This window comes from Pseudomonas sp. KB_12 (genome assembly GCF_052114545.1).
In the GTDB taxonomy this organism is placed as follows: Bacteria; Pseudomonadota; Gammaproteobacteria; order Pseudomonadales; family Pseudomonadaceae; genus Aquipseudomonas; species Aquipseudomonas brassicacearum.
In genome coordinates, this window is the sequence record NZ_JBFREY010000015.1 from 24,797 (window position 1) to 41,050 (window position 16,254).

General features: G+C 60.9%; 13 protein-coding genes. All 13 read left to right on the forward strand.

Annotation, left to right across the window (positions count from 1 at the left end; all coding sequences use genetic code 11):
• Nucleotides 1-2 precede the first annotated feature (2 nt).
• The 13 genes from uppS to AB4Z20_RS14040 all read left to right on the forward strand — a co-directional run bounded on the left by uppS (nucleotide 3) and on the right by AB4Z20_RS14040 (nucleotide 16,134).
• Nucleotides 3-758, forward strand: coding sequence for a polyprenyl diphosphate synthase (gene uppS / locus AB4Z20_RS13980; protein ID WP_214511385.1), 756 nt, complete (start codon nucleotides 3-5; stop codon nucleotides 756-758).
• Nucleotides 758-1,564: a phosphatidate cytidylyltransferase gene (locus tag AB4Z20_RS13985; protein ID WP_253471871.1), complete on the forward strand. Its 807-nt coding sequence runs from the start codon at nucleotides 758-760 to the stop codon at nucleotides 1,562-1,564. Before uppS ends, AB4Z20_RS13985 begins: the two co-directional genes overlap by 1 nt.
• Entirely contained in the window at nucleotides 1,561-2,751 is a 1,191-nt protein-coding gene (ispC, locus tag AB4Z20_RS13990; protein WP_442090118.1) for a 1-deoxy-D-xylulose-5-phosphate reductoisomerase, read from the forward strand. The genes AB4Z20_RS13985 and ispC overlap by 4 nt, the downstream gene beginning before the upstream one ends.
• Nucleotides 2,752-2,803: 52 nt before the next feature.
• A complete protein-coding gene (gene rseP, locus AB4Z20_RS13995; RefSeq protein ID WP_253471875.1) occupies nucleotides 2,804-4,156 on the forward strand; it encodes an RIP metalloprotease RseP in 1,353 nt (450 codons plus the stop codon).
• A 74-nt stretch (nucleotides 4,157-4,230) separates the two neighbouring features.
• Nucleotides 4,231-6,618, forward strand: a complete 2,388-nt coding sequence (bamA, locus tag AB4Z20_RS14000; protein ID WP_258690435.1) for an outer membrane protein assembly factor BamA — start codon at nucleotides 4,231-4,233, stop codon at nucleotides 6,616-6,618.
• Nucleotides 6,619-6,663: 45 nt separating this feature from the next.
• On the forward strand, nucleotides 6,664-7,167 hold the full coding sequence (locus AB4Z20_RS14005; RefSeq protein ID WP_003184901.1) for an OmpH family outer membrane protein: 504 nt from the start codon (nucleotides 6,664-6,666) through the stop codon (nucleotides 7,165-7,167).
• 3 nt (nucleotides 7,168-7,170) lie between these two features.
• Entirely contained in the window at nucleotides 7,171-8,226 is a 1,056-nt protein-coding gene (gene lpxD / locus AB4Z20_RS14010) for a UDP-3-O-(3-hydroxymyristoyl)glucosamine N-acyltransferase (protein WP_258690436.1), read from the forward strand.
• A gap of 105 nt (nucleotides 8,227-8,331) precedes the next feature.
• The gene (gene fabZ / locus AB4Z20_RS14015) at nucleotides 8,332-8,772 is read left to right on the forward strand and encodes a 3-hydroxyacyl-ACP dehydratase FabZ (protein WP_003184897.1); all 441 of its coding nucleotides are present in this window, start codon (nucleotides 8,332-8,334) and stop codon (nucleotides 8,770-8,772) included.
• On the forward strand, nucleotides 8,769-9,545 hold the full coding sequence (gene lpxA / locus AB4Z20_RS14020) for an acyl-ACP--UDP-N-acetylglucosamine O-acyltransferase (protein WP_003198252.1): 777 nt from the start codon (nucleotides 8,769-8,771) through the stop codon (nucleotides 9,543-9,545). Before fabZ ends, lpxA begins: the two co-directional genes overlap by 4 nt.
• Nucleotides 9,546-9,547: 2 nt before the next feature.
• Complete coding sequence (lpxB, locus tag AB4Z20_RS14025) at nucleotides 9,548-10,678, forward strand: lipid-A-disaccharide synthase (protein WP_253471881.1); 1,131 nt, start codon at nucleotides 9,548-9,550, stop codon at nucleotides 10,676-10,678.
• Nucleotides 10,675-11,319: a ribonuclease HII gene (rnhB, locus tag AB4Z20_RS14030; protein WP_057451690.1), complete on the forward strand. Its 645-nt coding sequence runs from the start codon at nucleotides 10,675-10,677 to the stop codon at nucleotides 11,317-11,319. Before lpxB ends, rnhB begins: the two co-directional genes overlap by 4 nt.
• 196 nt (nucleotides 11,320-11,515) lie before the next feature.
• The gene (gene dnaE / locus AB4Z20_RS14035; protein WP_442090119.1) at nucleotides 11,516-15,037 is read left to right on the forward strand and encodes a DNA polymerase III subunit alpha; all 3,522 of its coding nucleotides are present in this window, start codon (nucleotides 11,516-11,518) and stop codon (nucleotides 15,035-15,037) included.
• 149 nt (nucleotides 15,038-15,186) lie between these two features.
• Complete coding sequence (locus AB4Z20_RS14040) at nucleotides 15,187-16,134, forward strand: acetyl-CoA carboxylase carboxyltransferase subunit alpha (RefSeq protein WP_003198261.1); 948 nt, start codon at nucleotides 15,187-15,189, stop codon at nucleotides 16,132-16,134.
• Nucleotides 16,135-16,254: the final 120 nt, after the last annotated feature.

Consider the following 16,254-nt stretch of genomic DNA (forward strand, 5'->3'; position numbering starts at 1 on the left):
TCATGGAAAAGACCAAGCAGGCCGTGCCGTTCGCGGTGCCGCGCCACGTGGCGATCATCATGGACGGCAATAATCGCTGGGCCAAGAAACGCTTTATGCCTGGCGTCGCCGGGCACAAGGCGGGGGTCGATGCGGTTCGTGCGGTCATCGAGGTGTGCGCCGAGGCAGGGGTCGAGGTGCTGACCCTGTTCGCCTTCTCCAGTGAGAACTGGCAGCGTCCGGCCGATGAAGTCAGTGCCTTGATGGACCTGTTCCTCAAGGCTCTGCGTCGTGAGTCCAAGCGCCTCAACGATAACAAGATCTGCCTGCGGATCATCGGTGATCGCTCGCGCTTCCATCCTGAATTGCAGGCTGCGATGCGCGAAGCCGAGACTGCGACTGCGGGCGCCGATCGGTTTGTCCTGCAGATCGCCGCCAACTATGGTGGTCAGTGGGACATTGCCCAGGCTGCCCAGCGGCTGGCGCGGGAAGTCCAGGCCGGGCACTTGCGCCCGGAAGACATCACGCCGGAACTGCTGCAGACCTGCCTGGCGACCGGCGACCTGCCGTTGCCGGACCTGTGCATCCGTACCGGTGGCGACCATCGCATCAGCAACTTCCTGCTCTGGCAGTTGGCATATGCCGAGTTGTACTTCTCCGACCTGTTCTGGCCGGACTTCAAACACGAAGCCATGCGCACCGCACTGGCCGATTTCGCTTCCCGTCAGCGTCGCTTCGGTAAAACGAGCGAGCAGATCGAAGCTGGAGCCCGGGTTTAATGCTCAAACAACGAATCATCACTGCCTTGATCCTGTTGCCCATCGCCCTGGGCGGTTTCTTCCTGCTCGAAGGCGCCAGTTTTGCGCTGTTCATCGGGCTGGTCGTGACCTTGGGGGCGTGGGAATGGGCGCGGCTGGCGGGTTTTCCTGCGCAGTCGGCGCGAGTGGCCTACGCAGCGGCCGTGGCGGCCATGCTGTTCATCATGTACGTGGTGCCCGGGCTCGCGCCTTGGGTGTTGGGTGCCGCGGTGCTGTGGTGGGCGACAGCGACCTTCCTGGTCCTGACCTACCCGCAGACTACGCATCATTGGGCCAATGCGGCGACCAAACTGGTGATCGGCCTGCTGATCCTGCTGCCGGCCTGGCAAGGGCTGATCTGGATCAAGCAAGGCCCGCTGGGCAATTGGCAGATCATGGCCGTGATGGTGCTGGTCTGGGGGGCCGACGTCGGCGCCTATTTTTCCGGCAAGGCCTTCGGCAAGCGTAAGCTGGCGCCGAAAGTCAGCCCTGGCAAGAGCTGGGAAGGAGTCTATGGTGGCCTGGTCCTGAGCCTGGTGATCACCACTGTGGTCGGCTTCGTGCGGGACTGGACGGTCGCGCAGCTGCTGATGGGCCTTATGGGTGCCGCCTTGATCGTATTTGTGTCTGTGGTCGGTGACCTGACCGAAAGCATGTTCAAGCGTCAGTCGGGGATCAAGGACAGCAGTAACCTGCTGCCCGGTCACGGCGGCGTGCTGGATCGCATCGACAGCCTTACCGCCGCGATTCCGATCTTTGCCGTGCTGTTGTGGATGGCGGCGTCGTGAGTCGCCCCCAGCAGATCACTGTCCTTGGTGCGACCGGTTCGATCGGCCTGAGTACGCTTGACGTCATCGGCCGGCACCCGGAGCGTTACCAGGTGTTCGCCCTCAGTGGCTTCACGCGCATGAGTGAATTGCTGGCCTTGTGCATACGCCACACGCCGCGGTTTGCCGTGGTGCCTGAAGCCGCTGTGGCGCGGGCGCTGCAGGACGATCTGCGCGCAGCCGGCCTGCAAACTCGCGTGCTGGTGGGGGAGGAAGGCCTCTGCCAAGTAGCTTCCGCCCCAGAAGTCGATGCCGTGATGGCGGCAATCGTCGGTGCGGCGGGCTTGCGTCCGACGCTGGCGGCGGTGGAAGCCGGCAAGAAGATCCTGCTGGCCAACAAAGAAGCGCTGGTGATGTCCGGCGCGCTGTTCATGCAGGCTGTGCGCAAAAGCGGTTCGGTGTTGCTGCCTATCGACAGCGAGCACAATGCGATTTTTCAATGCATGCCGCAGGATTTTTCCCGTGGCCTCGGCGCGGTGGGTGTCCGGCGGATCTTGCTGACAGCCTCCGGTGGTCCGTTCCGGCAGACGCCGCTGGAAGAATTGGTGCATGTTTCACCCGAGCAGGCCTGTGCCCACCCGAACTGGTCCATGGGACGCAAGATTTCCGTGGATTCGGCCAGCATGATGAACAAGGGGCTGGAGCTGATCGAGGCCTGCTGGCTATTCGATGCCAAGCCGTCCCAGGTCGAGGTGGTGATTCATCCCCAGAGCGTGATTCACTCCCTGGTGGACTATGTCGACGGTTCGGTGCTGGCCCAGTTGGGCAATCCGGACATGCGCACCCCGATCGCCAATGCCCTGGCCTGGCCGGAGCGCATCGATTCGGGTGTTGCGCCGCTGGACCTGTTCGCCATCGCTCGCCTGGATTTCCAGGCGCCCGATGAGCAGCGTTTCCCCTGCCTGCGCCTGGCGCGCCAGGCGGCCGAGGCGGGCGACAGCGCGCCGGCCATGCTTAACGCCGCCAATGAAGTGGCGGTTGCAGCGTTTCTCGATGGGCGTGTCCGTTACCCCGAGATCGCGAGTATCATCGAGGAAGTCTTGAATCTCGAGGCCGTGGTTTCGGTCAATGACCTCGATACGGTATTTACGGTGGATGCCAGGGCTCGTGAGTTGGCGGGCCAATGGCTGCAGCGCCACGGGCGTTGAGGCTGCGATACGTTAGCCAGGGTTGCCCTGGACAGGATTGCGGAGAAAACAGATGAGCGCGCTCTATATGATTGTCGGCACCCTGGTTGCCTTGGGGGTGTTGGTCACATTTCACGAATTCGGTCATTTCTGGGTCGCGCGGCGCTGTGGCGTCAAGGTCCTGCGTTTTTCCGTGGGCTTTGGCATGCCCTTGCTGCGCTGGCATGACAAGAAAGGCACCGAGTTCGTCGTAGCGGCCATCCCGCTGGGCGGCTACGTCAAGATGCTCGATGAGCGCGAAGGCGAAGTCCCGGCCGACCAGCTCGATCAATCCTTCAATCGCAAGACCGTCCGTCAGCGTATCGCCATTGTCGCCGCGGGGCCGATCGCCAATTTCCTGCTGGCCATGGTGTTTTTCTGGGGCCTGGCCATGCTGGGCAGCGAGCAGGTGCGTCCGGTCATCGGTGCGGTGGAGGCGGGTAGCGTTGCCGCCCGTGCCGGGCTGGGTGCCGGGCAGGAAATCGTCGCTATCGATGGCGAGCCGACCTCGGGCTGGGCGGCGGTCAATCTGCAGCTGGTGCGTCGCCTGGGTGAGAGCGGTTCGTTGCAATTGATGGTGCGCGAGCAGGGCTCCACGGTGGATTCGCCTCGTGAACTGGTCTTGGACAAATGGCTCAAGGGCGCCGACGAGCCGGATCCGATCCGGTCCCTGGGGATCCGCCCATGGCGTCCGGCGATGCCGCCGATACTCGCCGAACTCGATCCGAAAGGCCCGGCCCAGGCTGCTGGTCTGAAGACCGGCGATCGGTTGCTGGCACTCGACGACCAACTGGTCAGCGACTGGCAACAGGTGGTCGATTCGGTCCGTGTACGTCCGGATACCAAGATTGTGCTGCGCATCGAGCGCGACGGTGCTCCAATCGATGTCCCGGTGACCCTGGCCGCCCGCGGCGAGAGCAAGGCACCGAGCGGTTACCTGGGAGCGGGCGTCAAGGCTGTCGACTGGCCGCCGGAAATGATTCGCGAGGTCAGCTTCGGCCCTGTGGCGGCGATTGGCGAGGGTGCGCGTCGTACCTGGACCATGAGCGTCCTGACGCTGGACTCGCTCAAGAAAATGTTGTTCGGCGAGCTCTCGGTAAAAAACTTGAGTGGACCGATAACCATTGCTAAAGTGGCGGGCGCTTCTGCCCAGTCGGGCGTCGCTGATTTCCTGAATTTCCTTGCTTATCTGAGCATTAGCCTGGGGGTTCTGAATTTGCTGCCCATCCCGGTACTGGATGGGGGGCATCTGCTGTTTTATCTGATCGAGTGGGCGCGTGGTCGTCCCTTGTCGGATCGGGTGCAGGGTTGGGGGATACAGATCGGTATCAGCTTGGTGGTCGGGGTTATGTTGCTTGCCCTCGTCAACGATCTGGGTCGTCTGTAACGCTTCGCTGAATTGCGAATCTGCCGCATTTTGCGGCAGTTTGTTTATTGCCAGTTGGAATAAGAAAGGACTTCATGAAACGTCTGCTGCTAACTGCGGTTCTCACCGTATTGATGATCGCCGAAGTTCACGCCGAGTCCTTCACTATCTCTGATATTCGCGTCAATGGCCTCCAGCGGGTCTCCGCGGGTAGCGTCTTTGGTGCCTTGCCGTTGAACGTCGGCGAGCAGGCGGATGATCGGCGCCTGGTGGAATCCACGCGTGCGCTGTTCAAGACCGGCTTCTTTCAAGATATCCAACTGGGCCGTGACGGCAATGTCCTGGTCATCACCGTTGTCGAGCGCCCGTCGGTCGCCAGTATCGAGATCGAAGGCAACAAGGCGATCTCCACTGAAGACCTGATGAAAGGCCTCAAGCAATCCGGCCTGGCCGAAGGCGAGATCTTCCAGCGCGCCACCCTCGAAGGTGTACGTAACGAACTGCAACGCCAGTACGTTGCCCAGGGCCGCTACTCGGCCACTGTCGACACCGAAGTGGTGCCGCAGCCGCGCAACCGCGTTGGCCTGAAGGTCAACATCAACGAAGGCACCGTGGCAGCCATCCAGCACATCAACGTGGTGGGCAACACGGTTTTCCCTGACGAAGACCTGATCGACCTGTTCGAACTCAAGACCACCAACTGGCTGTCGTTCTTCAAGAACGACGACAAGTACGCCCGTGAAAAACTCTCCGGTGACCTGGAGCGCCTGCGTTCCTACTACCTGGACCGCGGCTACATCAACATGGACATCGCCTCGACCCAGGTGTCCATCACCCCGGACAAGAAGCACGTCTACATCACTGTCAACGTCAACGAAGGCGAGAAGTACACCGTTCGTGACGTCAAGCTCAGCGGCGACCTGAAAGTGCCTGAAGACCAGGTCAAGTCGCTGCTGCTGGTGCAGAAGGGCCAGGTGTTCTCGCGCAAGCTGATGACCACCACGTCCGAGCTGATCACCCGTCGCCTGGGTAACGAGGGCTACACCTTCGCCAACGTCAACGGCGTGCCACAGCCGCACGATGAAGACCACACCGTCGACATCACCTTCGCCGTGGACCCGGGCAAGCGTGCCTACGTCAACCGCATCAACTTCCGTGGCAACACCAAGTCCGAGGACGAAGTGCTGCGCCGTGAAATGCGCCAGATGGAAGGTGGCTGGGCCTCGACCTACCTGATCGACCAGTCCAAGACTCGCCTGGAGCGCCTGGGCTTCTTCAAGGAAGTCAACGTCGAGACCCCGGCCGTACCGGGCGTCGATGACCAGGTCGATGTGAACTACAGCGTCGAAGAGCAGGCTTCCGGCTCGATCACCGCCAGCGTCGGTTTCGCCCAGAGCGCCGGCCTGATCCTCGGTGGCTCGATCACCCAGAACAACTTCCTGGGTACCGGTAACAAAGTCAGCATCGGCTTGACCCGCAGTGAGTACCAGACCCGCTACAACTTCGGTTACGTGGACCCCTACTGGACCGCTGATGGTGTGAGCCTGGGCTACAACGCCTTCTACCGCACCACCGACTATGACGAGCTCGATTCCGATATCTCCAGCTATGCGGTGGACAGCTACGGTGTCGGCGCCAACGTGGGTTACCCGATCAGCGAGACTTCGCGCCTGACCTTCGGCCTCACCGCCCAGCAGGACAAGATCAACACCGGTAAGTACACCGTTGACGAGATTTTTGACTTCGTTAAGAAGGAAGGCGACAGCTACCTGAACTTCAAGGCGTCTGCCGGTTGGTCCGAATCGACCCTGAACAAGGGCGTACTGGCGACCCGTGGTCATTCCCAGAGCCTGGTTCTGGAAACGACTACGCCTGGCAGCGACCTGTCGTTCTTCAAGCTCGACTATCGTGGCCAGCTGTTCCAGCCGTTGACCGACAACTACACCATGCGCCTGCACACCGAGCTGGGCTACGGTGATGGCTACGGTTCGACCGATGGCCTGCCGTTCTACGAGAACTACTACGCCGGTGGTTTCAACTCGGTGCGTGGCTTCAAGGACAGTACCCTTGGCCCGCGTAGTACGCCGAGTCGTGGTGCTGCTGTTACGGGGAACACCGGTACCGTGGCAGACCCGGATCAGGATCCGCTGCCATTCGGTGGTAACGTCTTGATTCAAGGTGGTTTGGAAGTTCTGTTCCCAATGCCGTTCGTCAAGGACCAACGTTCCCTGCGCACCTCGGTATTCTGGGACGTGGGTAACGTTTTCGACTCCAGTTGCGATGACACCACCAACGTCAACGGCACCAAGTCCAACGCTAAGTGCAACGACATCAGCCTGAGCAACATGGCCAGTTCCGTCGGCGTGGGTGTGACCTGGGTCACCGCGCTGGGTCCTTTGAGCTTCGCATTGGCGATGCCGATCAAGAAACCGGATGACGCTGAAACCCAAGTGTTCCAATTCTCCCTCGGCCAGACGTTCTAAGCGCCTGACCCATGACAACGACAATGGATTTTGTAGGAGTACATCGTGCGTAAGTTGACTCAATTGGTTCTCCTGGCGACCGTACTGGTCGCCGGTCCGGCTTTTGCCGACATGAAGATCGCCGTGCTGAATTATCAGATGGCCCTGCTGGAATCCGACGCGGCGAAGAAATACGCCGTGGATGCGGAGAAGAAATTCGGCCCGCAACTGACCAAGCTCAAGGGCCTGGAAAGCAGCGCCAAGGGCATTCAGGATCGTCTGGTAGCCGGTGGCGACAAGATGGCTCAGGGCGAGCGTGAGCGTCTGGAGCTTGAATTCAAGCAAAAGGCCCGTGACTTCCAGTTCCAGTCCAAGGAGCTGAACGAAGCGAAAGCTGTTGCCGACCGCGAAATGCTCAAGCAACTCAAGCCGAAACTCGACAGCGCCGTGGAAGAAGTCATCAAGAAAGGTGGTTTTGACCTGGTGTTCGAGCGTGGCGCAGTGATCGATGTCAAGCCTCAATATGACATCACGCGCCAGGTGATCGAGCGCATGAATCAGCTGAAGTAATCCATGACAGCGACTATCAAGCTCGGCCAGTTGGCCGAGTTCCTCGGCGCCACCCTGCGTGGCGACCCGGAGAAGGCAATTACTGGGCTAGCCACTTTGCAAGAGGCTGGCCCAGCTCAGTTGAGCTTTCTGGCAAATCCTCAGTACCGCAAGTACCTGGCCGACAGCCGGGCGGCCGCGCTGTTGCTCAAGGCCGCGGATGCCGATGGGTTTGCCGGCGATGCCCTGATCGTGCCCGATCCGTACCTGGCGTATGCCCGCATTTCCCATCTGTTCGATCCCAAGCCGAAATCGGCTGCCGGTATTCATCCCAGCGCAGTGATCGCGGCAGATGCTGTGGTTGATCCCACGGCCAGTGTCGGCCCATTCGTGGTCATCGAAAGCGCGGCCCGTATCGGTGCCGGCGTCACGCTGGGTGCCCATTGTGTCATTGGCGCACGCTGCGAGATCGGCGAAGGCGGCTGGCTGGCACCACGGGTCACCCTGTATCACGATGTGCGCATCGGCCAGCGGGTCGTGATTCAGTCCGGCGCAGTACTGGGCGGCGAAGGGTTCGGGTTTGCCAACGAGAAAGGCATCTGGCAGAAAATTGCCCAGATCGGCGGCGTCACCATTGGCGATGACGTGGAGATTGGCGTCAACACCGCGATCGACCGCGGCGCCCTGGCCGACACGGTCATCGGCAATGGCGTCAAGCTCGACAACCAGATCCAGATCGCCCACAACGTCCAGGTCGGTGACCACACCGCCATGGCCGCCTGCGTGGGCATCTCCGGCAGCACCAAGATCGGCAAGCACTGCATGCTCGCCGGTGGCGTGGGGCTGGTGGGCCATATCGATATCTGTGACAACGTGTTCCTGACCGGGATGACCATGGTGACCCACTCGATTACCGAGCCAGGTGCCTACTCTTCCGGTACGGCCATGCAGCCGGCAGCCGAATGGCGCAAGAGCGCGGCGCGTATCCGCCAGCTCGACGACATCGCGCGGCGCCTCAAGCAGGTGGAAAAGCGTGTAGGGGACGTGACCCCTGGCGGTAATGCTTCATCAGATGGCTGATACCATTTCCATATCAAGTGTGCACAGCCGTTAGGGCATCTTGATTTGCTAGCGGAGTGCGCGTCACTCGTGCGCTTCCAATCTTTACATAGGCTTCCCCCCGAAATGATGGACATCAACGAGATTCGCGAATACCTGCCTCACCGTTACCCGTTCCTGCTGGTGGATCGGGTGGTGGACCTGGACGTTGAAGGCAAGCGCATTCGCGCCTACAAGAATGTCAGCATCAACGAGCCGTTCTTCAATGGTCACTTCCCCGCGCATCCAATCATGCCGGGCGTATTGATCATCGAGGCGATGGCTCAGGCTGCCGGGATCCTTGGTTTCAAAATGCTCGACGTAAAGCCTGCCGACGGCACGCTCTATTACTTCGTTGGCTCCGACAAGCTGCGTTTCCGTCAGCCGGTCACTCCGGGCGATCAGTTGATCCTCGAAGCCAAGTTCATCAGTTGCAAGCGCCAGATCTGGAAATTCGAATGCCAGGCTTCGGTCGACGGCAAGCCAGTCTGCTCCGCTGAAATCATCTGTGCGGAACGCAAACTATGAGTTTGATTGACCCTCGCGCAATCATCGATCCGACGGCCGTTCTGGCCGCCGATGTCGAGGTCGGCCCGTGGTCGATTGTCGGCGCAGGTGTGGAAATCGGCGAGGGTACGGTGATCGGTCCCCACGTAATTCTCAAGGGACCGACCCGGATTGGTCGGCACAATCGCATCTACCAGTTTTCTTCGGTAGGCGAGGACACGCCCGATCTCAAGTACAAAGGTGAGGAAACCCGTCTGGTCATCGGCGATCACAACGTGATCCGCGAAGGCGTGACGATTCACCGTGGCACCGTTCAGGATCGTTCCGAAACGACCCTGGGCGACCACAACCTGATCATGGCCTATGCGCACATCGGCCATGACAGCGTCATCGGCAACCATTGCATCCTGGTCAACAACACCGCCCTGGCCGGCCATGTGCACGTGGACGATTGGGCGATCCTGTCCGGGTTCACCCTGGTGCACCAGTATTGCCATATCGGCGCCCACAGCTTCTCTGGCATGGGCACCGCCATCGGCAAGGACGTCCCGGCCTATGTCACGGTGTTCGGCAACCCGGCCGAAGCCCGCAGCATGAACTTCGAAGGCATGCGCCGTCGTGGGTTCAGCGAAGAGGCGATTACGGCGCTGCGTCGCGCCTACAAGGTCGTGTATCGCCAGGGCCTGACGGTCGAGCAGGCACTCGCCGAACTGGCCGAGGCTTCGGCGCAACACCCGGAAGTCGCGATCTTCCGCGATTCCATCCAGTCTTCGACCCGCGGCATCACTCGCTGACCATGGCTAATTTGCGTGTTGCACTGGTGGCGGGAGAGGCTTCCGGTGACATTCTGGGCGCCGGTCTGATGCGCGCGCTCAAGGCGCAGCATCCCGCTGTCGAATTCATTGGTGTTGGCGGGCCGTTGATGGAGGCCGAAGGCCTGACGTCCTATTTTCCGATGGAACGCCTGTCGGTGATGGGCCTGGTGGAAGTGCTCGGCCGCCTGCGCGAGCTGCTGGCCCGGCGCAAAAAGCTGATCCAGACCCTGATCGACGAAAAACCGGATGTGTTCATCGGCATCGATGCGCCGGATTTCACCCTCAATATCGAACTCAAGTTACGTCAGGCCGGTATCAAGACCGTGCATTACGTCAGCCCGTCGGTCTGGGCCTGGCGGCAGAAGCGGGTGCTGAAGATTCGCGAAGGTTGCGACCTGATGCTGACGCTGCTGCCGTTCGAAGCCCGGTTCTATGAAGAGAAGGGCGTGCCGGTGCGGTTTGTCGGGCACACCCTGGCCGATACCATTCCCCTGCAAGCCGACCGCGATGCGGCCCGCCAGGCGTTGGGCCTGCCCGAGGGACCGCTGGTGGCCTTGATGCCCGGCAGCCGGGGCGGCGAAGTGAGTCGCCTGGGCGGCCTGTTTTTCGATGCCGCCGAACGCCTTCGGGCGCTGCGCCCCGGTGTCCGTTTTGTCCTGCCGTGTGCCAGTGCGCCGCGTCGCGCCCAGTTGGAAGCGCTGCTGGTTGGCCGCGATTTGCCGGTGACGCTGCTTGACGGTCGTTCCCACGAAGCGTTGGCGGCCTGCGATGCCGTGTTGATTGCCTCCGGCACCGCTACCCTTGAGGCGCTGTTATATAAACGCCCGATGGTGGTCGCCTATCGCCTGGCGCCGCTGACATTCTGGATTCTCAAACGCATGGTCAAGAGCCCCTACGTGTCCTTGCCGAACCTGTTGGCCCAGCGCTTGCTGGTGCCGGAGCTGTTGCAGGACGAGGCGACCGCCGAGGCGCTGGCCACCACGCTGTCGCCCTTGATCGACGGCGGCGAGGAACAGACCCGAGGCTTTGACGAAATCCACCGTACCTTGCGTCGTGATGCTTCCAACCAGGCGGCTGACGCGGTACTGACCCTGATTGGCGCAAAACCATGAGCAACTCGAAGCTACAGATGGGCCTGGACTTCAACCTGGTCGCCGAAGTGGAAGAACTGGTGGCGGGTGTCGATGAAGTGGGGCGTGGCCCGTTGTGCGGCGCGGTGGTGACGGCGGCGGTGATTCTCGATCCGAAGCGGCCGATCCTGGGTCTCAACGATTCGAAGAAGCTTACTGAAGCCCGTCGCGAAAAACTCTACGACGAGATCTGCGAGAAAGCCCTGAGCTGGTGCATCGCCCGGGCCGAAGTCGAAGAAATCGATGAGCTCAATATCCTGCACGCCACCATGCTTGCCATGCAGCGTGCGGTGCAGGGCCTGCACATCACGCCGAAACTGGCGATGATCGATGGCAATCGCTGCCCGAAACTGTCGATGCGCGCCGAAGCGGTGATCCAGGGCGACGCCAAGGTGCCGGCCATCGCGGCGGCCTCGATCCTGGCGAAGGTCAGTCGCGACCGGGAAATGGCCGCCTTCGAATTGATTTACCCGGGCTATGGCATCGGCGGCCACAAGGGTTACCCGACCCCCGTTCATCTCGAAGCCCTGGCGCGCCTTGGGCCAACGCCGATCCATCGGCGTTCGTTCGCCCCGGTGCGGCTGGCTTATGAGGCACGTGATGGCTTGATCGAAAGGATATAGCGAAAGCGTCGCAATGCCCTGCATGCCCTGTAGGAGCTGGCGAAGCCTGCGATCTTTTGATCCTGATCTTTCACTCTCGACTCAATCGGCAGTGGAAAGATCGCAGCCTCGCTTCGCTCGACAGCTCCTACATGTTTTACCCAAGGCCCGGTACAATCCGGGCCTTGTTGTTTTCATGACTTAACGCAGGATCACTATGCCGGCTTCATTCGTTCATCTACGCCTGCACACTGAATACTCCCTGGTCGACGGTCTGGTGCGGATCAAGCCCCTGGTCAAGACCCTGGTGGGCATGAACATGCCTGCCGTGGCGGTCACCGACCAGAACAACATGTGTTCGCTGGTCAAGTTCTACAAGGCCGCCATGGGCGCCGGGATCAAGCCGATCTGTGGCGCCGACCTGTGGCTGTCGAACAAGGACCCGGACGCGCCGCTGAGCCGTATCAGCCTGTTGGTGATGAACGCCCTGGGTTATCGCAACCTCACCGAGCTGATCTCCCGTGGTTTTATCGACGGCCAGCGCAACGGCTCGATCATCATTGAACGCGAGTGGGTGGCCGAGGCCAGCGAAGGGCTGATCATGCTGTCGGCGGCCAAGGAGGGTGAAATCGGCCTGGCCCTGCTCAGTGGCAATCCCGAGGAAGCCGAGACCCTGGCCCGTGACTGGATGTCGGTGTTCCCGGATCGCTTCTACATCGAAGTGCAGCGCACCCATCGTCCCAATGATGAAGAACACCTGCATGCCGCCGTGGCCCTGGCCGACAAGATCGGCGCGCCGCTGGTGGCGACCAACGATGTGCGGTTCATCAAGCAGGACGATTTCGAAGCTCACGAAACCCGCGTCTGCATCGGTGAGGGCCGGGCCCTCGACGATCCGCGTCGGTCGAAGAACTACAGCAACCAGCAATACCTCAAGAGCGCCGAGGAAATGGCCGAGTTGTTCAGCGACCTGCCCGAGGCGCTGGAAAACACCGTCGAGATCGCCAAGCGCTGCAACATCGACGTGAAGCTGGGCAAACACTTCCTGCCCAACTTCCCGATTCCCGATGGCATGACCATCGACGAGTATTTCCGCAAGGTGTCCTTCGACGGCCTTGAGGAGCGCCTTAGCGTCCTGCTGCCCAAGGACACCACCGAAGATTACGAAGCCAAGCGCCAGGTCTATGTCGATCGGTTGAATTTCGAGCTGGATATCATCATCCAGATGGGCTTCCCCGGTTACTTCCTGATCGTGATGGACTTCATCCAGTGGGCCAAGAGCAACGGCGTGCCGGTGGGCCCGGGCCGTGGGTCGGGTGYCGGGTCGCTGGTGGCCTATGTGCAGAAGATCACCGACCTCGACCCGCTGGAATATGACCTGCTGTTCGAACGTTTCCTCAACCCGGAACGGGTATCCATGCCCGACTTCGACGTCGACTTCTGCATGGACGGTCGCGACCGCGTGATCGACTACGTGGCCGAGAAATATGGCCGCAACGCCGTGAGCCAGATCATCACCTTCGGTTCCATGGCCGCCAAGGCGGTGGTGCGCGACGTGGCGCGGGTGCAGGGCAAGTCCTACGGTTTGGCGGATCGTCTGTCGAAGATGATTCCGTTCGAAGTCGGCATGACCCTGGAGAAGGCCTACGAGCAGGAAGAAATCCTGCGGGACTTCATCAAGGTCGACGAAGAAGCCGCCGAGATCTGGGAGATGGCCCGCAAGCTCGAAGGCGTGGTGCGTAACGTCGGCAAGCACGCCGGGGGCGTGGTGATCGCGCCGACCAAGCTGACTGACTTCTCGCCGATCTATTGCGACGAAGAGGGCGACGGCCTGGTGACCCAGTTCGACAAGGATGACGTCGAGGCGGCGGGCCTGGTGAAGTTCGACTTCCTCGGCCTGCGCACCCTGACGATCATCGACTGGGCGCTGAAAACCATCAACCGTGACCGGGCCAAGGTCGGCGAAGAACCGCTGGACATTGCCTTCATCCCGCTGGATGACAAACCGACCTACAGCCTGCTGCAAAAAGCCGAAACCACGGCGGTGTTCCAGCTTGAATCCCGGGGCATGAAGGAGCTGATCAAAAAGCTCAAGCCCGACTGCCTGGAAGACCTGATCGCACTGGTGGCCCTGTTCCGTCCGGGCCCGTTGCAATCGGGCATGGTGGATGACTTCATCAACCGTAAGCACGGCCGCGCCGAGCTGGCGTACCCGCACTCGGACTATCAGTACGAAGGCTTGAAACCGGTGCTGGCACCGACCTACGGCATCATCCTGTATCAGGAACAGGTGATGCAGATTGCCCAGGTCATGGCCGGTTATACCCTCGGCGGCGCGGACATGTTGCGTCGGGCGATGGGTAAGAAAAAGCCCGAGGAAATGGCCAAGCAGCGCGGCGGTTTCATTGAGGGTTGCGCCACCAACGGCATCGACCCTGACCTGGCCGGTAACATTTTCGACCTGGTGGAAAAGTTCGCCGGCTACGGCTTCAACAAATCCCACTCCGCCGCCTATGGCCTGGTGTCGTACCAGACCGCGTGGCTGAAGGCGCACTACCCGGCGCCGTTCATGGCCGCGGTACTGTCGGCGGATATGCACAACACCGACAAGGTCGTGACCTTGATCGAAGAAGTGCGGACCATGAAGCTGCGCCTCGACGCACCGGACGTGAACGCCTCGGAGTTCAAGTTCACGGTGAACGACGAAGGCCGCATCATTTACGGCCTGGGCGCGATCAAGGGTGTGGGCGAGGGGCCGGTGGAAGCCATCACCGAAGCGCGCCAGGACGGGCCGTTCAAGGACCTGTTCGATTTCTGCGCCCGGGTTGACCTCAAGCGCATCAACAAGCGCACCCTCGACGGTTTGATCCGCAGTGGTGCCCTGGACCGGCTGGGGCCTTACTTCCAGGATGAGCCCAAGGCCTACCAGGCCAACATCGACCGCAACCGCGCGGTGTTGCTGGCGGCGATGGAGGAGGCGATCAAGGCCGCCGAACAGACTGCCCGTACCCATGACAGTGGCCACGCCGACCTGTTTGGCGGGCTGTTCGTCGAAGAAGACGCCGATGTCTACGGCAACCATCGCAAGGCCAAGGAGCTGACCCTCAAGGAGCGCCTCAAGGGTGAGAAAGACACCTTGGGCCTGTACCTCACCGGTCACCCGATCGACGAATACGAAGGCGAGATCCGCCGCTTCGCCCGTCAGCGCATCATCGACCTCAAGCCGGCGCGCGATACGCAAACCGTCGCCGGCATGATCATCGCCCTGCGGGTGATGAAGAACAAAAAGGGCGACAAGATGGGCTTCATTACCCTCGACGACCGCTCCGGGCGCATCGAGGCCTCATTGTTCGCCGATGCGTTCCACTCGGCGCAGTCGCTGTTGCAGACCGACGCGATGGTGGTGGTGGAAGGCGAAGTCAGCAACGATGATTTTTCCGGTGGCCTGCGACTGCGGGTCAAGCGGGTGATGAGCATGGAAGATGCCCGTACCAACCTGGCCGAAAGCCTGCGCCTGAAGTTGCAGACCCAGGATCTCAAGGGCGATCAGCTACGCTGGTTGGGCGAATTGTTCAAGCGCCATCGCGGTGCTTGCCCGATCACCATGGAGTACGTACGCCCCGACGCCAAGGCTGTGTTGCAGTTCGGCGAAGGCTGGCGGATCGATCCGGCGGATGCGTTGATTCAAGCCTTGCGTGACCAGTTCGGCAAAGACAACGTCTTCCTCCAATACCGTTGACGGCCAGGGGCCATTCTTGAAACCGGAATACCCCTGATCTCGACCCGATTTTTTAATCTCGACCTGAACGCGCCTCTCCCTTAAGGTAGGCGCGAATAGACAACCGGCCGGCCCAAGCTCTCTTGGACGTCGACCCAAGACGGACGCCTATGAACCCGAATTTTCTAGATTTCGAACAGCCGATCGCCGACCTGCAAGCCAAGATCGAAGAGTTGCGCTTGGTCGGTAATGACAATTCGCTGAATATCGGCGATGAAATCTCTCGTCTGCAAGACAAAAGCCGCACGCTGACCGAGGACATCTTCGGCAAGCTGACCAGCTGGCAGATCGCCCGCCTGGCGCGTCATCCACGTCGTCCCTATACCCTGGACTACATCGACCACATCTTCACCGAGTTCGATGAGCTGCATGGCGACCGTCACTTCTCCGACGACGCCGCGATCGTCGGCGGTGTCGCCCGTCTGGACGACCAGCCGGTGATGGTTATCGGCCATCAGAAAGGCCGCGAAGTGCGCGAGAAAGTGCGCCGCAACTTCGGCATGCCGCGTCCGGAAGGCTACCGCAAGGCCTGCCGCCTGATGGAAATGGCCGAGCGCTTCAAGATGCCGATCCTGACCTTCATCGACACGCCGGGTGCCTACCCGGGCATCGACGCCGAAGAGCGCAACCAGAGCGAAGCAATTGCCTGGAACCTGCGCGTCATGGCGCGCCTGAAAACCCCGATCATCGCCACTGTAATTGGCGAAGGTGGTTCCGGCGGTGCACTGGCCATCGGTGTCTGCGACCAGTTGAACATGCTGCAATATTCCACCTATGCGGTGATCTCGCCGGAAGGCTGCGCCTCGATCCTGTGGAAAACCGCCGAGAAGGCGCCGGATGCTGCTGAGGCCATGGGCATTACCGCCGAGCGTCTCAAAGGCCTGGGTATCGTCGACAAAGTGATCAACGAGCCAGTCGGCGGCGCTCACCGCGATCCGGCTGCAGCGGCGGCACTGATTCGCGCCGAGCTGAGCTCGCAACTGTCGATGCTCAAGAAGTTCGACAACGAAGCGCTGCTGGCTCGTCGCTACGAGCGGTTGATGAGCTACGGCCTCTGATCTGACTGCAATACCATGTGGGAGCGAGCCTGCTCGCGATAGCGGTTTAACATTCAACAAATGAGTTGACTGATATACCGCCATCGCGAGCAGGCTCGCTCCCACAGTTGTTTGTGCCAA